Origin of the sequence: Nocardia goodfellowii (genome assembly GCF_017875645.1) — a bacterium.
GTDB lineage: Bacteria > Actinomycetota > Actinomycetes > Mycobacteriales > Mycobacteriaceae > Nocardia > Nocardia goodfellowii.
Genome location: NZ_JAGGMR010000001.1, coordinates 6,776,565 through 6,795,865, shown reverse-complemented (window position 1 = coordinate 6,795,865; position 19,301 = coordinate 6,776,565). Strand labels below are relative to the sequence as shown.

At 66.1% G+C, this 19,301-nt stretch carries 18 protein-coding genes and 1 rRNA gene; 12 read left to right on the top strand and 7 right to left on the bottom strand.

All coding sequences use genetic code 11. From position 1 onward, the window contains the following. Window positions 1-162: 162 nt before the first annotated feature. The 3 genes from BJ987_RS31515 (at window position 163) to BJ987_RS38130 (ending at window position 2,237) form a co-directional block, all read left to right on the top strand. On the top strand, window positions 163-684 hold the full coding sequence (locus tag BJ987_RS31515) for a L,D-transpeptidase (RefSeq protein WP_245366216.1): 522 nt from the start codon (window positions 163-165) through the stop codon (window positions 682-684). 131 nt (window positions 685-815) lie between these two features. Further along, window positions 816-1,415, top strand: a complete 600-nt coding sequence (locus tag BJ987_RS31510) for a class I SAM-dependent methyltransferase (protein WP_209896698.1) — start codon at window positions 816-818, stop codon at window positions 1,413-1,415. 72 nt (window positions 1,416-1,487) lie between these two features. After that, complete coding sequence (locus tag BJ987_RS38130; protein WP_209896697.1) at window positions 1,488-2,237, top strand: L-2-amino-thiazoline-4-carboxylic acid hydrolase; 750 nt, start codon at window positions 1,488-1,490, stop codon at window positions 2,235-2,237. 11 nt (window positions 2,238-2,248) lie between these two features. Here the strand turns inward: BJ987_RS38130 and rffA are convergent, their stop codons facing one another. Both rffA and BJ987_RS31495 read right to left on the bottom strand, forming a co-directional pair. Beyond that, window positions 2,249-3,391, bottom strand: a complete 1,143-nt coding sequence (gene rffA, locus BJ987_RS31500) for a dTDP-4-amino-4,6-dideoxygalactose transaminase (RefSeq protein ID WP_209896696.1) — start codon at window positions 3,389-3,391, stop codon at window positions 2,249-2,251. Continuing rightward, window positions 3,378-4,472 carry a glycosyltransferase gene (locus BJ987_RS31495; protein WP_209896695.1) on the bottom strand — a complete coding sequence of 365 codons (1,095 nt, stop codon included), beginning with the start codon at window positions 4,470-4,472 and terminating at the stop codon, window positions 3,378-3,380. The genes rffA and BJ987_RS31495 overlap by 14 nt, the downstream gene beginning before the upstream one ends. A 247-nt stretch (window positions 4,473-4,719) precedes the next feature. Here BJ987_RS31495 and BJ987_RS31490 point away from each other — a divergent pair, with 247 nt between their 5' ends. After that, window positions 4,720-6,855, top strand: coding sequence for a hypothetical protein (locus tag BJ987_RS31490; RefSeq protein ID WP_209899426.1), 2,136 nt, complete (start codon window positions 4,720-4,722; stop codon window positions 6,853-6,855). Between the two features lie 21 nt (window positions 6,856-6,876). Continuing rightward, the gene (locus BJ987_RS31485; protein WP_209896694.1) at window positions 6,877-7,107 is read left to right on the top strand and encodes a Trm112 family protein; all 231 of its coding nucleotides are present in this window, start codon (window positions 6,877-6,879) and stop codon (window positions 7,105-7,107) included. 3 nt (window positions 7,108-7,110) lie between these two features. Here BJ987_RS31485 and BJ987_RS31480 read toward each other — a convergent pair whose 3' ends face one another. The 5 genes from BJ987_RS31480 to BJ987_RS31460 form a co-directional block, all read right to left on the bottom strand. After that, window positions 7,111-7,740: a TetR/AcrR family transcriptional regulator gene (locus BJ987_RS31480; RefSeq protein WP_209896693.1), complete on the bottom strand. Its 630-nt coding sequence runs from the start codon at window positions 7,738-7,740 to the stop codon at window positions 7,111-7,113. Next, entirely contained in the window at window positions 7,737-8,555 is an 819-nt protein-coding gene (locus BJ987_RS31475) for an ABC transporter permease (protein ID WP_209896692.1), read from the bottom strand. Before BJ987_RS31475 ends, BJ987_RS31480 begins: the two co-directional genes overlap by 4 nt. Further along, window positions 8,552-9,280 carry an ABC transporter ATP-binding protein gene (locus BJ987_RS31470; RefSeq protein WP_209896691.1) on the bottom strand — a complete coding sequence of 243 codons (729 nt, stop codon included), beginning with the start codon at window positions 9,278-9,280 and terminating at the stop codon, window positions 8,552-8,554. The genes BJ987_RS31475 and BJ987_RS31470 overlap by 4 nt, the downstream gene beginning before the upstream one ends. A 91-nt stretch (window positions 9,281-9,371) precedes the next feature. Beyond that, window positions 9,372-10,892 carry a multicopper oxidase family protein gene (locus BJ987_RS31465; RefSeq protein WP_209896690.1) on the bottom strand — a complete coding sequence of 507 codons (1,521 nt, stop codon included), beginning with the start codon at window positions 10,890-10,892 and terminating at the stop codon, window positions 9,372-9,374. Between the two features lie 64 nt (window positions 10,893-10,956). Continuing rightward, window positions 10,957-11,436, bottom strand: coding sequence for a MarR family winged helix-turn-helix transcriptional regulator (locus BJ987_RS31460; protein ID WP_209896689.1), 480 nt, complete (start codon window positions 11,434-11,436; stop codon window positions 10,957-10,959). A gap of 96 nt (window positions 11,437-11,532) precedes the next feature. Here BJ987_RS31460 and BJ987_RS31455 point away from each other — a divergent pair, with 96 nt between their 5' ends. The 7 genes from BJ987_RS31455 to BJ987_RS31425 all read left to right on the top strand — a co-directional run bounded on the left by BJ987_RS31455 (window position 11,533) and on the right by BJ987_RS31425 (window position 19,283). Continuing rightward, window positions 11,533-12,228 carry an NAD(P)-dependent oxidoreductase gene (locus tag BJ987_RS31455; protein ID WP_209896688.1) on the top strand — a complete coding sequence of 232 codons (696 nt, stop codon included), beginning with the start codon at window positions 11,533-11,535 and terminating at the stop codon, window positions 12,226-12,228. Window positions 12,229-12,333: 105 nt separating this feature from the next. Continuing rightward, window positions 12,334-13,521, top strand: coding sequence for an NAD(P)/FAD-dependent oxidoreductase (locus tag BJ987_RS31450; protein ID WP_209896687.1), 1,188 nt, complete (start codon window positions 12,334-12,336; stop codon window positions 13,519-13,521). Between the two features lie 35 nt (window positions 13,522-13,556). Then, window positions 13,557-14,450: an RNA polymerase sigma-70 factor gene (locus tag BJ987_RS31445; protein WP_209896686.1), complete on the top strand. Its 894-nt coding sequence runs from the start codon at window positions 13,557-13,559 to the stop codon at window positions 14,448-14,450. 92 nt (window positions 14,451-14,542) lie between these two features. After that, window positions 14,543-15,157, top strand: coding sequence for a DNA-3-methyladenine glycosylase (locus BJ987_RS31440; protein WP_209896685.1), 615 nt, complete (start codon window positions 14,543-14,545; stop codon window positions 15,155-15,157). Window positions 15,158-15,265: 108 nt separating this feature from the next. Then, window positions 15,266-15,700, top strand: coding sequence for a DoxX family protein (locus tag BJ987_RS31435; protein WP_209896684.1), 435 nt, complete (start codon window positions 15,266-15,268; stop codon window positions 15,698-15,700). 266 nt (window positions 15,701-15,966) lie between these two features. Next, window positions 15,967-17,250, top strand: coding sequence for a tyrosine--tRNA ligase (gene tyrS, locus BJ987_RS31430; protein ID WP_209899423.1), 1,284 nt, complete (start codon window positions 15,967-15,969; stop codon window positions 17,248-17,250). A gap of 514 nt (window positions 17,251-17,764) precedes the next feature. Next, window positions 17,765-19,283: ribosomal RNA gene (locus BJ987_RS31425) — 16S ribosomal RNA — on the top strand. The last annotated feature ends 18 nt before the right edge of the window (window positions 19,284-19,301 follow it).

Below are 19,301 nucleotides of genomic sequence, written 5' to 3'. Positions count from 1 at the left end.
CAAGAGGCGTTGACCGTATTGCTGCGCGTCGGTAAGGATCGTCAACATCTCGACTGTTTGATCAACCCCGGCGCGAGGGGTCGAGACAGGGGCCCTGAACCGCCATAGACGCCGCTCGTGGCGCGGACGCCGCAGCGGCAAGGCCAGGAGGTCGGCGTGATGATGAGCAGCACTCGTGTACGAAGAGCATCGGCCGGATACGCCCTGTTAGCGGGCATCGCCGCAGCCGGATTTCTCACGGCACCGGCGGCACACGCCGATCCACTCTGGCCCGGCGGCCCCGACGTCCCGGGCGTACCGGCCATCGTTCCGCCGCCACCGGCGCCGCCGGTGATCGCGCCGTGCACGGCGGCCGGCGCGAAGGTGTGTATGAGCAAGTCCATGAATGAGGCGTGGCTGATGGAGGACGGGAAGGTGACCTACGGTCCCACCCCGATCTCACACGGCCGTCCGGGCTACGAGACTCCGCCCGGGGTGTTCAAGGTCGCGTTCAAACGCGAGGACCACTGGAGCACCATGCACCATGTGCCGATGAAGTGGGCCGTGTTCTTCAACGGGGACATCGCCACCCACATCGGGCCGGTCGAAGAGCAGTCGCACGGCTGTATCCGGATGGTCCCCGAGGGCGCGGAGCGGTTGTACCACCACGTGAACCCCGGCGACATCATCGAAGTCATCGAGTAGTCCCCACCGAGTGATCCGGCCCGCCTCGAGATTCGAGCGGGCCGGAACTCGGTGCGGACCAATTGGATTCACCTGGCATAGTTGTCACCGATGCCGCAGCCGATGTCCGACGACTGTCCAGGGGTTTTTTCGTGAGTACCAGCCTCATCTACCGCAACCGCACCCTCTACGAGGTGCTGATGCGCGGACTGTACGGCCGGTACTACACCGCCCGCTATCGCGCGGTCGCCGGGTCGATTCCGGCCGGCGCCAGTGTCGTGGACGTGTGCTGCGGGCCCGCGACGCTCTACACCCGGTACCTCCGCCAGAAATCCGTCGACTACACCGGGCTCGACCTCAACGACGGTTTCATCGCCGATCTCGGCAGAGCGGGCGGCCGCGGCCTGGTGTGGAATCTGCAGTCCGAGGCGCCCCTGCCCGCGGCCGACTACGTGCTGATGCAGGCCAGCCTGTACCACTTCCTGCCCGACCCGGCCGACGTGGTCGACCGCATGCTCGCCGCAGCGCGTGTCGAGGTGGTCGTCGCCGAGCCGATCCGCAACTTGGCGACCAGTGAGAACCGCCTGCTCGCCACCATCGGTCAGCGGTTCACCAACGCGGGCACCGGCGCGCAGGCGCACCGATTCACCGAAGACACCCTCGACGCGTTCTTCGCCCGCTACGCATCGCGCATCGTACGCAGCGAGGTGATCGCGGGCGGCCGCGAAAAACTCTACGTCCTCTCGGCGTAGTTGTGGCATCCTCGAAGCGTCAGTATCAACCAAATATCGTCAGCGCCAGGTAGGTCGGTGGAGCGTGCTGGCGTGCTCGTTCGGTTTCGAGCACGGCTCGCCCTGATGATGACGGCGCAGCTGTATCCCGGGACCGGACTCCGTCTCGAAAGGACAGCTGTGCACACCGACCGATTCGGCCTTGCCGAAGACGATTACACACCCGATCCCGACAATGACTCGCGGGCCGTCATCGATGGTTTCTTCGACCACCTCGCCGCTGACCTGCCCGACCTTCCGGGCGGATTCGTCGCCGAGATGCGCTCGGGCCTAACAGAATTGGAGGCGGCGAACGCGGATCGCGTCGTCGATGAACCAGCCCGATACAACCTGCGGATGACACTCGCGCTCGTGGTCGCCTATCGTGCGCTCCGACCTCGCCTCGGCCGTGACGAGGCGATAGCGCGGGTGCGCGCGGCCTTTGTGGAACCCTTGGGTGACATCGTCCGCGACAGCACCCTGGCGATGCTGGACTCCGCCGAGGATCCTTTCGCGGCCATGGTCGCGGTCTCCAAGGTGCGCGAGGAGCAAGCTTTCGGCGCGGGCTTCACCCTCGCCCGCCCGATCGATGACGAGCACCGCTATCACGTCGATATCGTGCGCTGCTTCTATCACGATGTGCTGCGGGCACATTCGGCGCCGGAGCTCACGCCGGTGATGTGCGAGTTCGACGCGAACTGGATCGGTGCGATCGACCCGCCGACGCACCGCTTCCGGTTCGACCGCGCGACCACGATCGGGCTCGGCGGCTCACATTGCCCGTTCTACTTCGAGCGCACCTGAGAACTGCTCGCTCACACCGTGAACGCGGTGACCGCGTCCACCACGCGCGCGATCTGCGCGTCGGCCAGATCCGGCCACAGTGGCAACCGCACCACGGTCGAGGAGAACTCGGCGCTGCGCACACACGGTAAGGGAGTCCGGCCCAGTTTCAGCCCGGCTGGGCTGGAATCCAGCGGAACATAGTGGAACGGCGCCACGATGCCACGCTCGCGCAGATGCGTGATCAAGTCGTCGCGGCGGTCCTCGGTGGGCGTGCGCAGGTAGTACAGATGCGCGGTGTGCTCGCGATCGGCGGGCACCGTCATCAGCTGGACGTCGTTGCGCGCGGCCCATTCCGGCAGCGCGGCGGCATAGGCGTTCCACACCCGGTGCCGTCCGGCCTGGATGAGGTCGAATTCATCGAGTTGCGCGTCCAGCACCGCCGCGTTCAGCTCACTGGGCAGATAGCTGGAACCGATGTCCTGCCAGGAGTACTTGTCTACCGCGCCGCGCAGGAACCGGGCCCGATCGGTGCCCTTCTCCCGGATGATCTCGGCGCGCGCCATCAGGATCTCGTCGGTGAGCAGCAGCGCGCCGCCCTCGCCGCAGTGCACATTCTTGGTGTCGTGAAAACTCAGCGTGCCCAGTGTGCCGATGGTGCCGAGCTTGCGACCCTGCCAGCTGCCGCCGAGGCCGTGCGCGTTGTCCTCGACGACGGCCAGGCCGTATTCGTTTGCGATCGCGAGCAATCCGGTCATATCGGCGGCCACGCCGCCGTAGTGGATGACGACCACAGCTTTGGTGCGCGGGCTCACCACGGCCGCCACCGCCGCCGGATCGAGATTGCCGGTCGACACATCGATATCGGCGAACACGCAGGTCGCCCCGCGCAACGCCATCGAGGTCGCGGTCGAGGTGAACGCGAAGCTGGGCACGATCACTTCGTCGTCGGGCCCGAGTTCCAGCAGCAGCCCGGCCATTTCGAGCGCGGACGTGCAGGAGGTGGTCAGCAGCGCGTGCGGCGCGTCGGTGATCGCCTTGAGCTTCGCGGTCGCCGAGGCGGTGAACTGTCCGTCACCGTGGCTGTGGTCGGAGGCGAGCACCGTCTCCAGATTCGCCAGTTCGCGGCGCGCGCGATAGGGCCGGCTGAAGATGACACGGTCAGTGCTCGACACGATCGGTCCCCCTACTGGCGACGGTGCTGGACAATTCCCGCGCGACTTCGGTCGCGGGGCGCGGTGTCGGCGAATCTACCGTCAGGTAGAGGGGTTTACCTACCAGCACGTGTAGCGCGACACCGAGGTACTCGGCGATCAGACCCAGTGAGAACAGGATCGCACCGGAGACCAGGAGCAGCACCACCATCAGCGAGGTCCAGCCCTCGGGAGCCCAGTTGTCCCGGGTGAGCGCTTCGAAGGCGAAGACGGCGGCCAGCGCCACACCGATCAGCGCCAGGGTGACCCCGAGCAGGCTCACCAGACGCAGACCCCGGGTCCCGCTGCACAGCACCATTTTCCAGAACAGCGAGAACAATCGCCGGTAGTTGTAGCCGGATTCCTCGCGGCCTTCGGCGCGCAACGCCACCGGCACCTGTGCGACGGTGCCGACCACCCAGGTCAGCGCCACATCCAGGTACACGCCGTTGGAGGCGACCCCGGCCAGCTGGCGGCCGATATCGCCGCGGATCAGCCGGTAGCTCTCGAACCGGGTGGAATCGGGGAAGGCGAACACGGTGGCCAACACGATTTTCGCGCCGCGCGAGGTGATATTGCGCAGGAACCCGTGCGGGCGGGTATTGCTCGGCTTGGAATAGACCAGATCGGCGCGTTCGCTCAGCGCCGCGTCCAGGAACGCGCCGATGGCCGCCGGATCGTGCTGGCCGTCCTCGTCCATGGTGACGATCCAGTCGGCGCGTGCGGCCGACATACCCGCGATGGTCGCGGCGTCCTGCCCGTAGTTGCGGCTGAGCCAGATGACCCGCACTTCGGCGTAGGTCTGTTCCAGTTCCCGCAACACGACATCGGAACGGTCGGGGCCGTGGTCGTGCACGAGCACGATCTCGTCGATCACGTAGGACGTGCCGCCGGGGCTGGTGCTGGGCTGAGTCATCCGATGCAGTTCGGCGACCAGATCACCGATGGTGTGCTCGCCGCGATAGATCGGCACCACCACCGACACGGTGTGCGGCCGATCCGCACCCGGACGGCCGCCATCGCCATTGTGTTCGGCGTGCGGGGACTCTCCTAAGAGCGGCATCAGCTGAATCGACTTTCGCTATCGGTGCATGCCAGCGGCCGAACTCTAACACGGTGCGGGTTCGCGGCTTTCGGCGCTCACGGGTGCTGCACGGTAGGGTACGGAACTCGTGACGGACAGTGCAGTGGCAGTGGCATCGGAGGACCGGGTTCGCGCCCCCGAGCCCGCGGCGGAACCGGCCGCCGGCCGCTGGGACTTCCTTCGCGGCGACGTATTCCGCTGGGGTGTACTCACCTCGGTCGGCGTCGTGCTGGGCTATCTCGCGGTGCTGCTGGCCAATGCTCGTCACTTCTACACCGACGACACCGAATCCCAGTACACCGGGCTCTGGATCGGACTCGGCCGATCGCTGCGCAACGGCGAATTCCCGGTGCTGGTGCCCGAGCGCTGGATGTCGGGCAACAACACGATGGACGACGCGGGCCTGTTCAATCCGCCGCAGCTGCTGATCGATCTGATCGCGCCGTCGGTGGACAATATGGCGCTCTACGCGACCGTCGTGAAGCTGATCTTCTCGATCATCGCCGCGCTCGGGGTGTACCGGATCTGCCTGGCCTACGGCGCGAAACCGTGGTGGTCGGCGGTCGCGGGCGTCGCGTTCCCGCTGTCGGGATTCTTCCTGTTCTTCGACCAGGCGAGTTGGATGACCGCGCTGACCGGCACCGCGTGGCTGGTGCACGCGTGGGCCGCCGCGGTGCGCTACATGCGCGGAAGGTCCGGGCCCATCCCGGTTTTCCTCTTCCTGTACCTGACCATCAGCACGCAATACATCTTTCCCGCCGTCGAAGCCGTACTGATGCTGGCCGCGGTGGCACTCGGCGAGATCCTGTATCAGCGCCGCTGGACCAACGTGCCGAAGCTGGTCGCGGTGTCGGGCTGTGCGGGTCTGGCGGGTCTGCTCACCTTCCTGCCCAGCATCCTGTCGGCGAAGGTGACCTGGCGCGGAACCTCCGCGGTGATCAACGATCAGTTCCTGACCATCCCGTGGTCGGAGTCGCTGAACGCCAGCCTGCCCAGCACCCTGCCCGCGTTCACCTCCTGGTGGGGCTATGTACAGCCGCTGCCGGTCACCTATATCGCGTGGTTCCTGATTCCCGCGCTGGCATTCGTCGACTGGCGCCGGGCCCGGGAATCCTGGCGGGAACTGTCCGCAGTGGCGGTGTTCTCGGTGCTGGTGCTGATGTGGAGTGCCGGGCCCGGCACCATCGGCCCGCTGCGCTGGCCGGTGCGGGTGCTGCCGATGCTGGCCATCGGCCTGCTGGTGCTGGTCTGTGTGCTGCTCTCGCGCTACGGCACCGTGGCGAGTCCGCGGACCCGCGGCATCGCGGCCGGTGTGCTGATCGCGGCGCTGTGGCTGCGTTCGTTCTCCGCGGATCCGCACAACTTCGTGCGGCATCTGCTCGCGGTGCTACTGGTGGGCGCGCTGGTGGCGGCCGCGGTGTGGCTCGGGCAGCACCGGGGGGTGGCCGCGGTGTGCCTGATGACCATCGCCGCCATGTTCCCGATCGCGTTCTGGCAGGTGGAAGCCGCGCAGCCGACGCCGATGTCGTACAACTACCCGACGAATCGATCCGAAGCCAAGGCCGCGTTCCCGGATTTTCCCGGCAACACCATTCAGCTCGCCGAACGCGGCTTGGTACAGCCGGGCGACAAGAGCCTCGACGGCGCCTACGGATCGCTGGTGTTCGGTAACTACGCCAAGTCCCTGGACCTCAGCTACGTCAACGGATACACCCCGACCGGCCACTTCTACTTCGGTGAGCTGCTGTGCATGCGCTGGGATTCCAGCGTCTGCCCCGACGCGTTTCGTCGCTTGTTCGCGCCGGAGGAATCCACCAAGCGGCCGCTGGTCGATCTGATGAAGCTGGACCGGGTGGTGCTGCAGCGCGCGCTGTTCACCGACGCGCGGAACCAGCCGGCGCCGGCCGGCTGGAAGTGGGTCGACTATCCCGGTCACGAGAAGTACATCCTGGTGCTGGAACGCGTGCACGGCCCGATCTCCACCCAGAACGGCCGGGTCGCCGATATCGACGCCGGGCAGGCGACCTCGATCTCCGAAACCGCCACCACCAGCCGCGTCCTGGTGACGGCGCCGGCGGGGGCCAGGGTGGTGTTCGCGCGCCTGGGCTGGCCCGGCTACCGGGCCACTCTCGACGGCCGCCCGCTGCCGATTTCGGTGGTAGCGAAATCCTTTGTCGCCGTGCAGATTCCGGCTGGAACCGACGGTGGTGAGCTGGTGGTGACCTGGCGACCGCCGGGTTGGAAGATCGGCGCCGCCGCCGCGCTGACCGGTGTCGCCGGGCTGGCTGTGCTGCAGTGGATGTATGTCCGTGGCCGCCGCCGTGCGGCACGGCAGCCCGAGCGAGCCGCGGAGCTGGATTAGCCGTCGGGTAAGTTTTCGGACATGCCGGAGGAAACCGCGTTGGACGCCACCCTGTTGAGCCTGCTGGCCTGCCCGCAGGACAAGGGCCCGCTGCTGCTGGTTCGAGCGGGTGGCGAATCGCTGCTGTACAACCCGCGCCTGCGCCGCGTCTACCCGATCGAGAACGGCATCCCGGTGCTGTTGATCGACGAGGCCCGCGATACCACCGACGCCGAGCACGAGGCCTTCACCGGTCAGCACACCTCGGCCTGAGCGTCAGCTCTCGGTGTCGATCTCCCCGGTGAGGTAGCGCTGTAACGTCGGTCCGACCGCCGCGACCAACTCGGGTATCGGCATGGATGCGATCGGCTCCACACCGACGATCTTGCGTGCCACCAGAACACCGATCATCTGCGAGGCGACCAGCGCGATCCTGGTCCGGCCGTCGTCCGCGGGTGTCGCGATGCGCACCCGCACCCGCTCCAGCACCACCTCGAGCAGGAAGGTGCGCGCCAATTCGGCATCGCCCCCGCCGAGCAGCGTGCGCACGGCCGCGATCAGGCCCGGACCGGCCGGGGAGTCCCACACCGTCGCGACCGCCTGCAGAATCGTCGCGCCCAATCGATCGATCGGCGCGGCCTCGATCAGCCGCAGCGTCGCTTCCGGGTCCACCGGTAACTCGACCACGGCGGCGAACAACTTCTGCTTGGTGCCGAAGTAGTGGTGCACCAGCGCCGGATCCACGCCCGCGTCGGTGGCGACCCCGCGGATCGAGGTCTTGTCGAAACCGGCCTCCGCGAACCGCGTCCGGGCCGCGGCCAGAATCGCCTCGCGCGCACCGGAGTGCCCGGGCCTGCGCCCGGACCTTCCGTTACGCGCTTGCGCCCCAGCGTCTTTCGCGGTCATGCGGTGCGCCGCCGCAGCGTCACCGCGCCCAGACCCAGGGCGACGACCGCGAAACCGGCCACCACCGCCAGATCTCGCCACATCTGCCCGGTCGCCTCCGGAGAGCGCGAAACCTCTTGCAGCGCGTCGACGGCGTAACTGAGCGGCAGCACATTGCTGATCGGCTCCAGCCAGCTCGGCAATTCGCTGCGCGGAACCAGCAAGCCGCACAGGAAGATCTGCGGCGCGACCACGACCGGCATGGACTGCACCGCCTGGAACTCGGTGCGCGCGAACGCGCTTGCCAGCAGTCCGAGCGCCACACCGCACACCGCGTCGACCATGGCGATCAGCACCACCCAGCCCGGATTTCCGGCGGCGTCGAGCCCGAGTAGACCGAACGACACCAGGCAGGCCACCCCGGCTTGGGCGGCCGCGGCCAGCGAGAACGCGGTGCCGTATCCGGCGAGCAGGTCGAGCTTGGACAGCGGTGTGGTGAGCAGTCTTTCGAGCGTGCCCGAGGTGCGTTCGCGCTGCATGGCGATCGCGGTGATCAGGAACATCACGATGAACGGCAGGATGCCGAGCATGCTGATTCCGACCTTGTCGAACAGGGTGGGGCAAAAGGGGACGGCAGGAGGGGCAGCCGACGGGGTGGGTGAACACAGCGGGGGTTGTGGTGCTTCCGCGTAGATGAAGAACAGCAACGTCATCAGCAGGGCCGGGACCACCAGGATCATCGCGACGGTGCGGTGATCGTTGCGCAGCTGGCGCAGAATCCGTTCTGTCGTCGCGAGATACGGCCGCAGTGCGCGACGCGGCGGGGCGGAGGTCATGTGGGGTTTCCCATCGTGATGAGGGTCAGGAAGGCGCGTTCCAGGTTCTGTTCACCGGTGCGCTCGCGCAGCTCGTCGGGGGTCGACTCGGCGAGGACATGGCCCTCGCGCATCAGCAGCAGCCGGTCGCAGTGTTCGGCCTCGTCCATGACATGGCTCGACACCAGCAGAGTCGTTCCGCCCGCGGCCAATTCACGGAACCGCCGCCAGAGGTCCACCCGCAGCACCGGGTCCAGGCCGACGGTCGGTTCGTCGAGGATCAGCAGATCCGGCCGCGCCACCAGCGCGCACGCCAGCGAGGCGCGGGTCTTCTGCCCGCCGGAGAGTTCGTCGCCGCGTTGTCGTGCGTGCTCGCCGAGCCCGACCGCGTCGATCGCGGCATCGACCGCGGCCCGATCACGGTCGTAGAGCGCCGCGTAGTAGGCGACGTTCTCGCGCACGCTGATGTCGGAGTAGATGCTGGGGGACTGGGTGACGTACCCGATCCGGCGGCGCAGTTCGGCGGTACCGGCGGGCAGGCCGAGGGCCCGCACCTCGCCGGATGCCACGATCTGGGTGCCCACGACGGACCGCATCAGCGTGGTCTTCCCGCAGCCGGACGGACCCAGGAGGCCGGTGATCGAGCCGACCGGCACGCCCATCGAGATTTGGTGCAGCACTTCGCGTTTTCCACGCCGGACGGTCAGATCCCGGACTTCGACGGCTGGAGTTGAGGTTTGCGACATGGTCGCCTCGATTCTGCGGCGGCGCTCAATTCATCGAGCGTTGAATTCACTATGTGATGAATTTAGCGCGCCGTCGAACCGCCCGCAAGACTCAGTGGCCGTGCCGGTGCGGCGTCCCCGCGCTCTGGCCCGGCTCGACCACGACAAACTGGCCCATCATGCCCTGGTCCTCGTGCCAGAGCAGGTGGCAGTGATACATGTACGGCGTCTGCGGGTCGGCCGGCCCGTCGAACCGCAGCGCGAGGCGCACCGTGCTGTTCGGCGCGACGAATACCGTGTCCTTGGCGCCCGAGAGCTGTGCTGGTGGCGGGGCGCCGTTCACCGAGAGCACGCGGAACTGGACGCCGTGGACATGGAAGTTGTGCGGCATCCCCTCGGGATTGCGGACCGCCCAGATCTCGGTGCTGCCCCGGGGAACGGTCAGATCGATCCGATCCATCGCCATCGGAATGTCGTTGATCCCAGCCAGTTTCAGGTCGAACTGCCGCTCGAGCACCGCGTCCGAACCGTCGGGGGTGGCGGGGGCGGCCAATGTCGCGGACAGATCGGGCGACGGGCGCAGCGTGGCGGCGGCCCGTAGTTCCAGGATGTCGAATCGGTCGTCCCCGCCGGAGAATCGCTGATTCCAGAAGTCCAACCCGGCCTCGAGCGCGTTACTGCGCAATACGGTGCGTTCGCCGGCGCGCATCCGCACCACGATCTCACCGCGTTCGCCGGGGGACAACTGCAATCGGTCCAGGGTGATCGGGTGCTCGACCAGGCCGCCATCGGTTCCGATCAACGCGAAGGTGCGATTGTCGCCGAACGCGAAGTTGTAGGTGCGCGCCGTCGAGGCGTTGAGCAGGCGCAAGCGCACCAGTTCGTCGCCGACCTCCTGGTAGGGCGTCAGCGTGCCGTTGACCAGAATTCGCTCGCCGAGGAATCCGGCGTTGCGAAATATCTTGTGGGAATTGTCGAAGCCGGATCCGCTGAACGTCACGTCCTGCACGATCACGGGTAGATCGTCGACGCCGTAGTCGCTCGGCAGCGAGAGTGACCGGGAGTTCTCGTCGTCGAGCAGGAACATCCCCGCCAGCCCGCGCCGGACGTGCTGTTCGGTTCGTCCGTGTGGATGCGGGTGGTACCAGAGCGTCGCGGCGGGCTGATCCACAGTCCACTCCGGCGTCCAACTACCGCCTGCCCGCACCATCTGGTGCGGGCCGCCGTCCATGGTCGCGGGCACATGCATGCCGTGCCAGTGCACGGTCGAGTCCTCGGGCAGTTGGTTGCGCACCCGTATCTCGACCCGTTCCCCGCGGCGCGCCCGCAGCGTCGGACCCAGGTGATCGCCGTTGAAACCCCAGGTTTCGGTGACCTGACCCGGCCGGAATTCCTTTTGCCCGGAACGCATTTCGAGGTCGAACACCCGTTTTCCGCCTGTTCCGGGTGTGCCCTCGGCCAAGGGCGGTATCGCCAGCCGATGGCGGAAATCGGTTGTCCCGACCGTTGATACGGCAGCGCCGGTGTACACCCACGCGAAGCATCCACCGACCAGGGTGGGCACCAGCAGCGCCAGGGATACGACACTCAGGAGCAACCGCCGCAACCGACGTGGCCGGGAAACCGAAGACATGCACCGACGGTAGAAACCCGAGCGGCCGCGGTGCATCGGGGAGCGACCCCATTTCGCCCCTGGTCTAGCCCTGAGTGAGTTCTTCGGCCGCGTCGTGGCTCGCGCCGGTGGTACGGCGCAGGAAATCGGCGATCAGGTCGAGTTGCTCCTCGGTGTACTGGTCGCACACACCGTCCATGCGCGTGTTCATGCCGGACAGCACGCGATATAGCTCCGGGTTGCGGTCACGCACCGCACGCACGGTAACCGCGCGCCGATCGGTGGCGTCGGGATCGCGTTCGCGCGTGATCCACCCGCCCCGCTGCAACCGATCCAGCACTCCGGTCATCGTCGCGGGGTGCAGTCCCGCCAGCTTCGCCAAGGCGCCTGGCCCGATCGGCCCGTGCCGATTGATCATGTCCAGGCAGTTCCAGTCCGCGTCCTTGAGTTCGAGTTTTGTGCCGAACTGCCGATTTAGCAGGGCCAGTTGGGTATTCAGCTCGCGCAGCGACTCCTTGACGGCGTTGGCGGCCCGCCGATGTGCCCTGTTCCTTACGTCACTCATATAGTATGGCTTTCAAAATAGATGTTATGGTTCTCATATGATACGACGTCGCGCCCGAACGGCGTCGCTGGCACACCGCTTCATCTGGAGGAAGTCATGCGGATCATCGTTTTCGGCGCCAATGGGCCCACCGGCCGACTGTTGGCCGGCCAAGCCCTCGACGCGGGCCACGACGTCGTCGCGGTCACGCGCCGGCCCGACGAGTTCCCCCTCGCCCACGATCGGCTGACTGTCTTCGAAGGCGATGTGCTGCAACGTAATTCGGTAGAAACCGCCGTCGCCGGAGCGGACGCGGTGTTGTCCACCCTCGGGGTGCCGTACGGCAAAGCGGAAATCAACACCTACTCCGTCGGCAGCGCGAATATCGTGGCCGCTATGCGCCGGCATCAGGTGCGCCGGATCGCCGTGGTCTCTTCCAGCGCGGTCGATCCCCGGCCCTACTCGGACGGTGGATTCTTCTTCAACCGGGTGCTGCAGCCCTATGTCGCGCGCGTCATGGGCAAGACGCTCTACGACGACATGCGCCGCATGGAAGCGCTGATCGCCGCCACCGATCTCGACTGGACCATCGTGCGGCCGAGCGGGCTGTACGAACTGCCCGCCGTCACGGATTACACGATGGTGGCGGGGCATGCGGACCATCGCTTCACCGCACGCGTCGACTTGGCGGCGAGTCTGTTGCGGCTCGCGGAGGAGGGTTCGTTCGTGCGCAAGGTCGTCGGCGTGGTTACCACCACCGGCAATCCGAGCATGCTGCAACTGATCCGAAGTGAAGCGCTGGATAAACGCTGAACCATCCATGGATGTGACGCATGTCACTTTCGGTGGTGTCACGTCCGGTGCCGGTCACCTGTCCCATGGTCGTCAGCAACCACGACACCATCGGGAGCCACCATCATGAGCACCAACACCACCACGCACCGGATCGTCGTCATCGGCGCGGGCTACACGGGCATGCTGGCCGCGATCCGGCTGGCCCGGCGCACCCGCAAGCTGGATGTACAGGTCACCTTGGTGAACCCCGCCGACCGGTTCACCGAACGCCTGCGCATGCACCAGGTCGCGGCCGGTCAGGAGCTGGCCGACTACCGCATCCCGGCCATCCTCGACGGCTCGGGCGTCGAATTCGTCCAGGGTTGGGTCACTTCCCTCGATCCGGAAGCGCGGCGCGTTGTGGTGGACGGAACCGCCACGCTGCCCTACGACGAACTGGTCTACGCCCTCGGCAGCAGCACCGACACCTCCCGCGTCCCCGGCGCCGCCGACCACGCTTGGACCTTGAACGATCCGCGCGCTGCCCGCCGTTTCGCGGAACAGCTGGCCCTCGTCGAGGCCAGCGGCGGCACCGTCGCGGTGTGCGGTGGCGGCCTCACCGGTATCGAGGCCGCGACCGAAATCGCCGAGCAGCACCCAGGTTCGACCGTCACGCTGATCAGCAGCGGAGTCCCCGGCGCGATGATGGGCGATCCGGCCCGTGCCTACCTGAACAAGGCACTGGACCGGCTGGGCATCGTGCGTGAGATCGGCCGTGCCATCACCAAAGTGCTGCCCGACGCGGTGGAACTCGCGGGCGGTGAACTGATTCCGGCCGATCTGACACTGTGGACCACCGGCGTGCGCGTCTCGCCGCTGGCTACCGAATCCGGTATCGAAACCGATGCGCATGGCTTGATCGTGGTCGATCCGACACTGCGCTCGGTCTCGCATCCGGCGATCTACGCCGTCGGCGACGCCGCCGCGGTCCGCCAGGCCTGGGGCCAGATCCACGGCACGTGCCAGTCCGGCCTGCCCACCGCGGCCTATGCCGCCGACACCATCGCCCGCCGGCTGCGCGGAAAGACGGTGCGCCCCTTCCGGTTCGGCTACTTCCATCAGCCGGTCAGCTTGGGCCGCAAGGACGCGGTCATCCAATTCACCAAGGCCGACGACACCCCGGGCCGGTTCCGTCTTACCGGGCGCGCGGCCGTCCTGTACAAGGAAAGCGTCAGCAGCACACCGCCTTTGAGCTTCAAGATGAGCAAGAAGATGACGGTCTCGGTGCAGTTGTCCAAAGGCGGCACAGCGACCCGGGCCGCCGCTCGATGATTGCCAACGCGACGCACACTGTGGAGCATGAGCGGATGATCGACGAGACGCCGACAGCAGACGCCTTCATCGAACACCGGCGTCTGCTGTTCGCCACCGCCTATCGGATGCTCGGCACGGTCACCGATGCCGAGGACATCCTGCAGGACACCTGGCTCAAGTGGCATGCCACCGACCAGTCGACCGTGCGCCATCCCAAGTCCTACCTGGTTCGCACGGTCACGAACCTGGCGCTGAACCGTCTCACCTCCGCCCGGGCCACGCGCGAAACCTATGTCGGCCCATGGCTGCCCGAGCCGTTGCTGACCACCCCGAATATCGCGGAGGACACCGAATTGGCCGAGACCGTCTCCACGGCGATGCTGGTGGTGCTGGAAACCCTGGGCCCGATCGAACGCGCGGTCTTCGTGCTGCGCGAAGTCTTCGGCTACACGCACGCCGAAATCGCCGACACCCTCGACAAACCCGAGGCCACCGTCCGGCAGATCGCCCACCGCGCCCGTGCGCACGTGCAGTCCCGCCGTCCGCGCTTCGACACCGACACCGCCGCGCGCACCCGCGTCACCGAACGCTTCATCGCCGCCTGCGCGGGCGGCGACCTCAACGCCCTGATGGACCTGCTGGCCCCGGATGTGACCGCCTGGTCCGACGGCGGCGGTGTGGTCACCGCGGCGCGCCGCCCGCTGTACGGCCCGGACCACGTGGCGCGCTGGATCCTCGGCGTCCTCGCCAAACCCACGGTCGCGGGCGTCCGCCTGATGCCCGCGCACATCAACGGCGAGCTCGGCACCCTGGCGGGCATCGGCGACAACCCCGGCGGCGCGTTCACCTACGACATCATCGACGGCCGAATCCAGAATTTGCGGTTCCAGGTCAACCCCAACAAGCTCAAGGGCCTCTACCTCGACCCTGAGGAAACCCTCGGCTGACCGCGCGGTCGCATCGCGCTCATTCTCGATGCCCCGGTGCGCTCCGGGCACCGTGACTCCGGTCTCCGAGGGTTCCGGGACAATAGGTAGCCGTGTCCGCTGATGAACTAGCTGTCGAACCACCTGTAGCCGCCCGTCGAGTCCTCGGTGCCACCCTCTGGTCCGGTCCCGTGGGCGTGCGCATCGTCGAAGTCGAGGCCTACGGCGGCGACCCGGCCGGTCCGTGGCCCGACCCCGCTTCGCACTCCGGTCGCGGGCGGACCAAACGCAACGCGGCGATGTTCGGTCCGGCGGGCGTGCTGTACGTCTACCTCAGCTACGGCATGCACAAATGCGTGAACGTCACCAGTGGCCCGGACGGCACGGCCAGCGCGGTCCTGCTCCGCTCCGGCGAGGTGATCGCGGGTATCGGCGAGGCTCGCGCCCGTCGTCCCACGGCGCGCACCGATGCCGACTTGGCAAGGGGGCCGGGCAATCTCGGCAGCGCCCTGGGTATCACGCTGGCCGACTACGGCACCGACCTGTTCGATCCGTCCGCGCCCATCCGCCTCGAACTCGACGGAATGCTGGACCCGGCCGACATCGCCAGCGGTCCCCGGGTGGGGGTGAGCACCGCGGCAGATCAGCCGTGGCGCTTCTGGCTGCCAGACTCACCTGCGGTTTCGGTGTATCGTCGCAGCCCGCGCGCCGCCAAACCGATGGCGTGACAGCAGTTTCCAAAAAATTTCCGGGACAGCGATGAGTTCCCGGCGGACGGTCCGTCCTATCTGTTGAACGCGCTACCAACCCGGCGCGACCGACCAGAAGGACTAGAAATGACCACCGCCAACGCTTCCGCCGATTTCGCCGCCGCCACCTACCGCCCCGGCAAGACCCGCAACCGTGTCCTGTGGACCCTGCAGATCGTGCTCGGCCTGTTCTTCATCATCGCCTCCGGCGGCCCGAAGCTCGTCATGCCGAACACGCTGATCGAGAACGCACCCCAGAACCTGAGCTTCCCCTTCGGGCTGCTCATCTTCATCGGCGTGGTGGAGGTCGCGGGCGGTATCGGCCTGATGGTGCCGCGGCTCAGCGCCCTGGCGGCCGCGGGCCTGTCGGTTCTCACCGTGCTGGCCGCCGCGACCCAGGCCTTCATCGCCGGCCAGCCCGGGATGGCCATCTTCCCGCTGGTGCTGGCCGCGATCTTCGCCTGGATCGCCTACGAACGCCGCACCACCCTGACCGACCTGCGCGACGCGCTCTCGCGATGACACCTGCATAAGCACGACCGGCGATCGGTGGCTCACCCACCGATCGCCGCGTCGTGCTTTTCGGGATCGATCACTGTCGGGTTGGCGGTGATCGATCCGGCGGCCATCTGGTCCGCGGCTCCCGGCCTGGGCGCCGCGCCAGGTGGCCGTCGTCGTGTCCGATGGTTAATCGCTGGTCCGCGCACGGCCGCTGCCGCACAATTCAGCCCGGAACCTGCGCATCGGCGCTGGACCGGCGTACGGAAAGATGGGTAAGCGTGAGCGAACTGAGCGGCGACATCATCGATGAACTGACCTGGCGGGGACTGATCGCACAGTCCACCGACCTGGATGCCCTGCGCACCGCGCTGGCGGCCGGTCGGCTCACCCTCTATGCCGGTTTCGATCCGACGGCCGCCAGCCTGCACGCCGGACACCTGGTCCCGTTGCTCGCGCTCAAGCGTTTCCAGCGCGCCGGCCACCGCCCGATCGTGCTGGCCGGTGGCGCCACCGGCCTCATCGGTGACCCGCGCGATGTCGGCGAGCGCACCATGAACTCCAGCGATACCGTCGCCGAATGGGCCGGGCGAATCCGTTCGCAGCTGGAGCGTTTCGTCGATCTCGACGAATCCGACACCGGCGCGATCATCGTCAACAACATGGACTGGACCGGTCCGCTGTCCACGGTCGACTTCCTGCGCGATATCGGCAAGCACTTCTCGGTCAACGTGATGCTGGCCCGCGACACCATCAAGCGACGGCTCGACGGTGAGGGCATCTCCTACACCGAGTTCAGCTACATGCTGCTGCAGGCCAACGACTACCTGCAGCTGCGCCGCAAGTTCGACTGCACGCTGCAGGTCGGCGGCTCGGACCAGTGGGGCAACATCATCGCCGGCGTCGAGCTGAACCGCCGGGTCGACGGGGCCTCCGTGCACGCCATGACCGTGCCGCTGGTCACCTCGTCGGACGGCAAGAAGTTCGGCAAGTCCACCGGCGGCGGCAGCCTGTGGCTGGACCCGGAGATGACCAGCCCCTACGCCTGGTACCAGTACTTCGTGAACACCGCCGACGCCGACGTCGTCCGGTACCTGCGCTGGTTCACCTTCCTCTCCCGAGCGGAACTCGACGAGCTGGAGCAGGCGACCGCCGAGCGCCCGCACGCGCGGGAGGCGCAGCGCCGGCTGGCCGCGGAAATGACCACGCTGGTACACGGCGAGGAGAACACCAAGTCCGTGCAGCTGGCCAGCCAGGCGCTGTTCGGCCGCGGCGAATTGCGCGAGTTGGACGAGTCGACGCTGGGCGCCGCGTTGCGCGAAGCGGCGGTCGATGGAGTTGTCGCCGAGGTCAAGCCGGGGGAGACGATCGTCGATCTGCTCGTCGCCAGTGGTCTGTCCGACAGTCGTGGCGCTGCTCGCCGCGCGGTGAACGAGGGTGGCGCGTACGTGAACAACGAGAAGATCTCCGACTCGGAGTGGACCCCTGCCGAGGCCGACTACCTGCACGGAAGCTGGCTCGTGCTGCGCCGGGGTAAGAAGAACCTGGCCGGCGCTCGGCGCGTGGAAGTCTGATCTTGTCGTGGCTTGGGTCACAGATTCGTGGCCCAAGCCCGCTTCCGACCGACCCGCAGCCCCTCTGACCAGCGGAATTACAAGCGTGTAGTGCGGATTTGACCTTGCGTTCCGGGCCGCGTAACTTATGTCGAGTCAGAGCGACACGGACACCGACCCGGAGCCGAGAGGCCAGGGAAACGAGGTAGGACGGGGAGCGCCTGACATGCCAGATAGCATGTCCGAGCGGAGATTTGACACCGTGGGAAGCATGACTTAGGCTGGAACAGTTGCCTCACGGAAGCCCCGGTTAAGACCGGTCCTGAAGTGTGTGCGTGTGTTCTTTGAGAACTCAATAGTGTGTCGATGAATGTCAGTGCCAATATTTTATTGGTTCTAGCCATCTCATACCCCCCGGTTGGGATGGTTGGACATTTAACAACAGCAAATCTTTTTGCTGGTGTTTGGCTTTGCTAGGTTTTCGGACTCTAGTTTATTCTTCTGATTGCACCCTTTGGGGTGTGGTTGAGAGTCTTCAACGGAGAGTTTGATCCTGGCTCAGGACGAACGCTGGCGGCGTGCTTAACACATGCAAGTCGAGCGGTAAGGCCCTTCGGGGTACACGAGCGGCGAACGGGTGAGTAACACGTGGGTGATCTGCCCTGTACTTCGGGATAAGCCTGGGAAACTGGGTCTAATACCGGATATGACCTCAGAGTGCATGCTTTGGGGTGGAAAGATTTATCGGTACAGGATGGGCCCGCGGCCTATCAGCTTGTTGGTGGGGTAATGGCCTACCAAGGCGACGACGGGTAGCCGACCTGAGAGGGTGACCGGCCACACTGGGACTGAGACACGGCCCAGACTCCTACGGGAGGCAGCAGTGGGGAATATTGCACAATGGGCGAAAGCCTGATGCAGCGACGCCGCGTGAGGGATGACGGCCTTCGGGTTGTAAACCTCTTTCGACAGGGACGAAGCGCAAGTGACGGTACCTGTAGAAGAAGCACCGGCCAACTACGTGCCAGCAGCCGCGGTAATACGTAGGGTGCGAGCGTTGTCCGGAATTACTGGGCGTAAAGAGCTTGTAGGCGGTTTGTCGCGTCGTTTGTGAAAACTTGGGGCTCAACCCCAAGCTTGCAGGCGATACGGGCAGACTAGAGTACTTCAGGGGAGACTGGAATTCCTGGTGTAGCGGTGAAATGCGCAGATATCAGGAGGAACACCGGTGGCGAAGGCGGGTCTCTGGGAAGTAACTGACGCTGAGAAGCGAAAGCGTGGGTAGCGAACAGGATTAGATACCCTGGTAGTCCACGCCGTAAACGGTGGGTACTAGGTGTGGGTTTCCTTCCACGGGATCCGTGCCGTAGCTAACGCATTAAGTACCCCGCCTGGGGAGTACGGCCGCAAGGCTAAAACTCAAAGGAATTGACGGGGGCCCGCACAAGCGGCGGAGCATGTGGATTAATTCGATGCAACGCGAAGAACCTTACCTGGGTTTGACATACACCAGAAACACCTAGAGATAGGTGCCCCCTTGTGGTTGGTGTACAGGTGGTGCATGGCTGTCGTCAGCTCGTGTCGTGAGATGTTGGGTTAAGTCCCGCAACGAGCGCAACCCTTATCTTATGTTGCCAGCGCGTTATGGCGGGGACTCGTGAGAGACTGCCGGGGTCAACTCGGAGGAAGGTGGGGACGACGTCAAGTCATCATGCCCCTTATGTCCAGGGCTTCACACATGCTACAATGGCCGGTACAGAGGGCTGCGATACCGTGAGGTGGAGCGAATCCCTTAAAGCCGGTCTCAGTTCGGATCGGGGTCTGCAACTCGACCCCGTGAAGTTGGAGTCGCTAGTAATCGCAGATCAGCAACGCTGCGGTGAATACGTTCCCGGGCCTTGTACACACCGCCCGTCACGTCATGAAAGTCGGTAACACCCGAAGCCGGTGGCCCAACCCCTTGTGGGAGGGAGCCGTCGAAGGTGGGATCGGCGATTGGGACGAAGTCGTAACAAGGTAGCCGTACCGGAAGGTGCGGCTGGATCACCTCCTTTCTAAGGAGCATCTCCAGT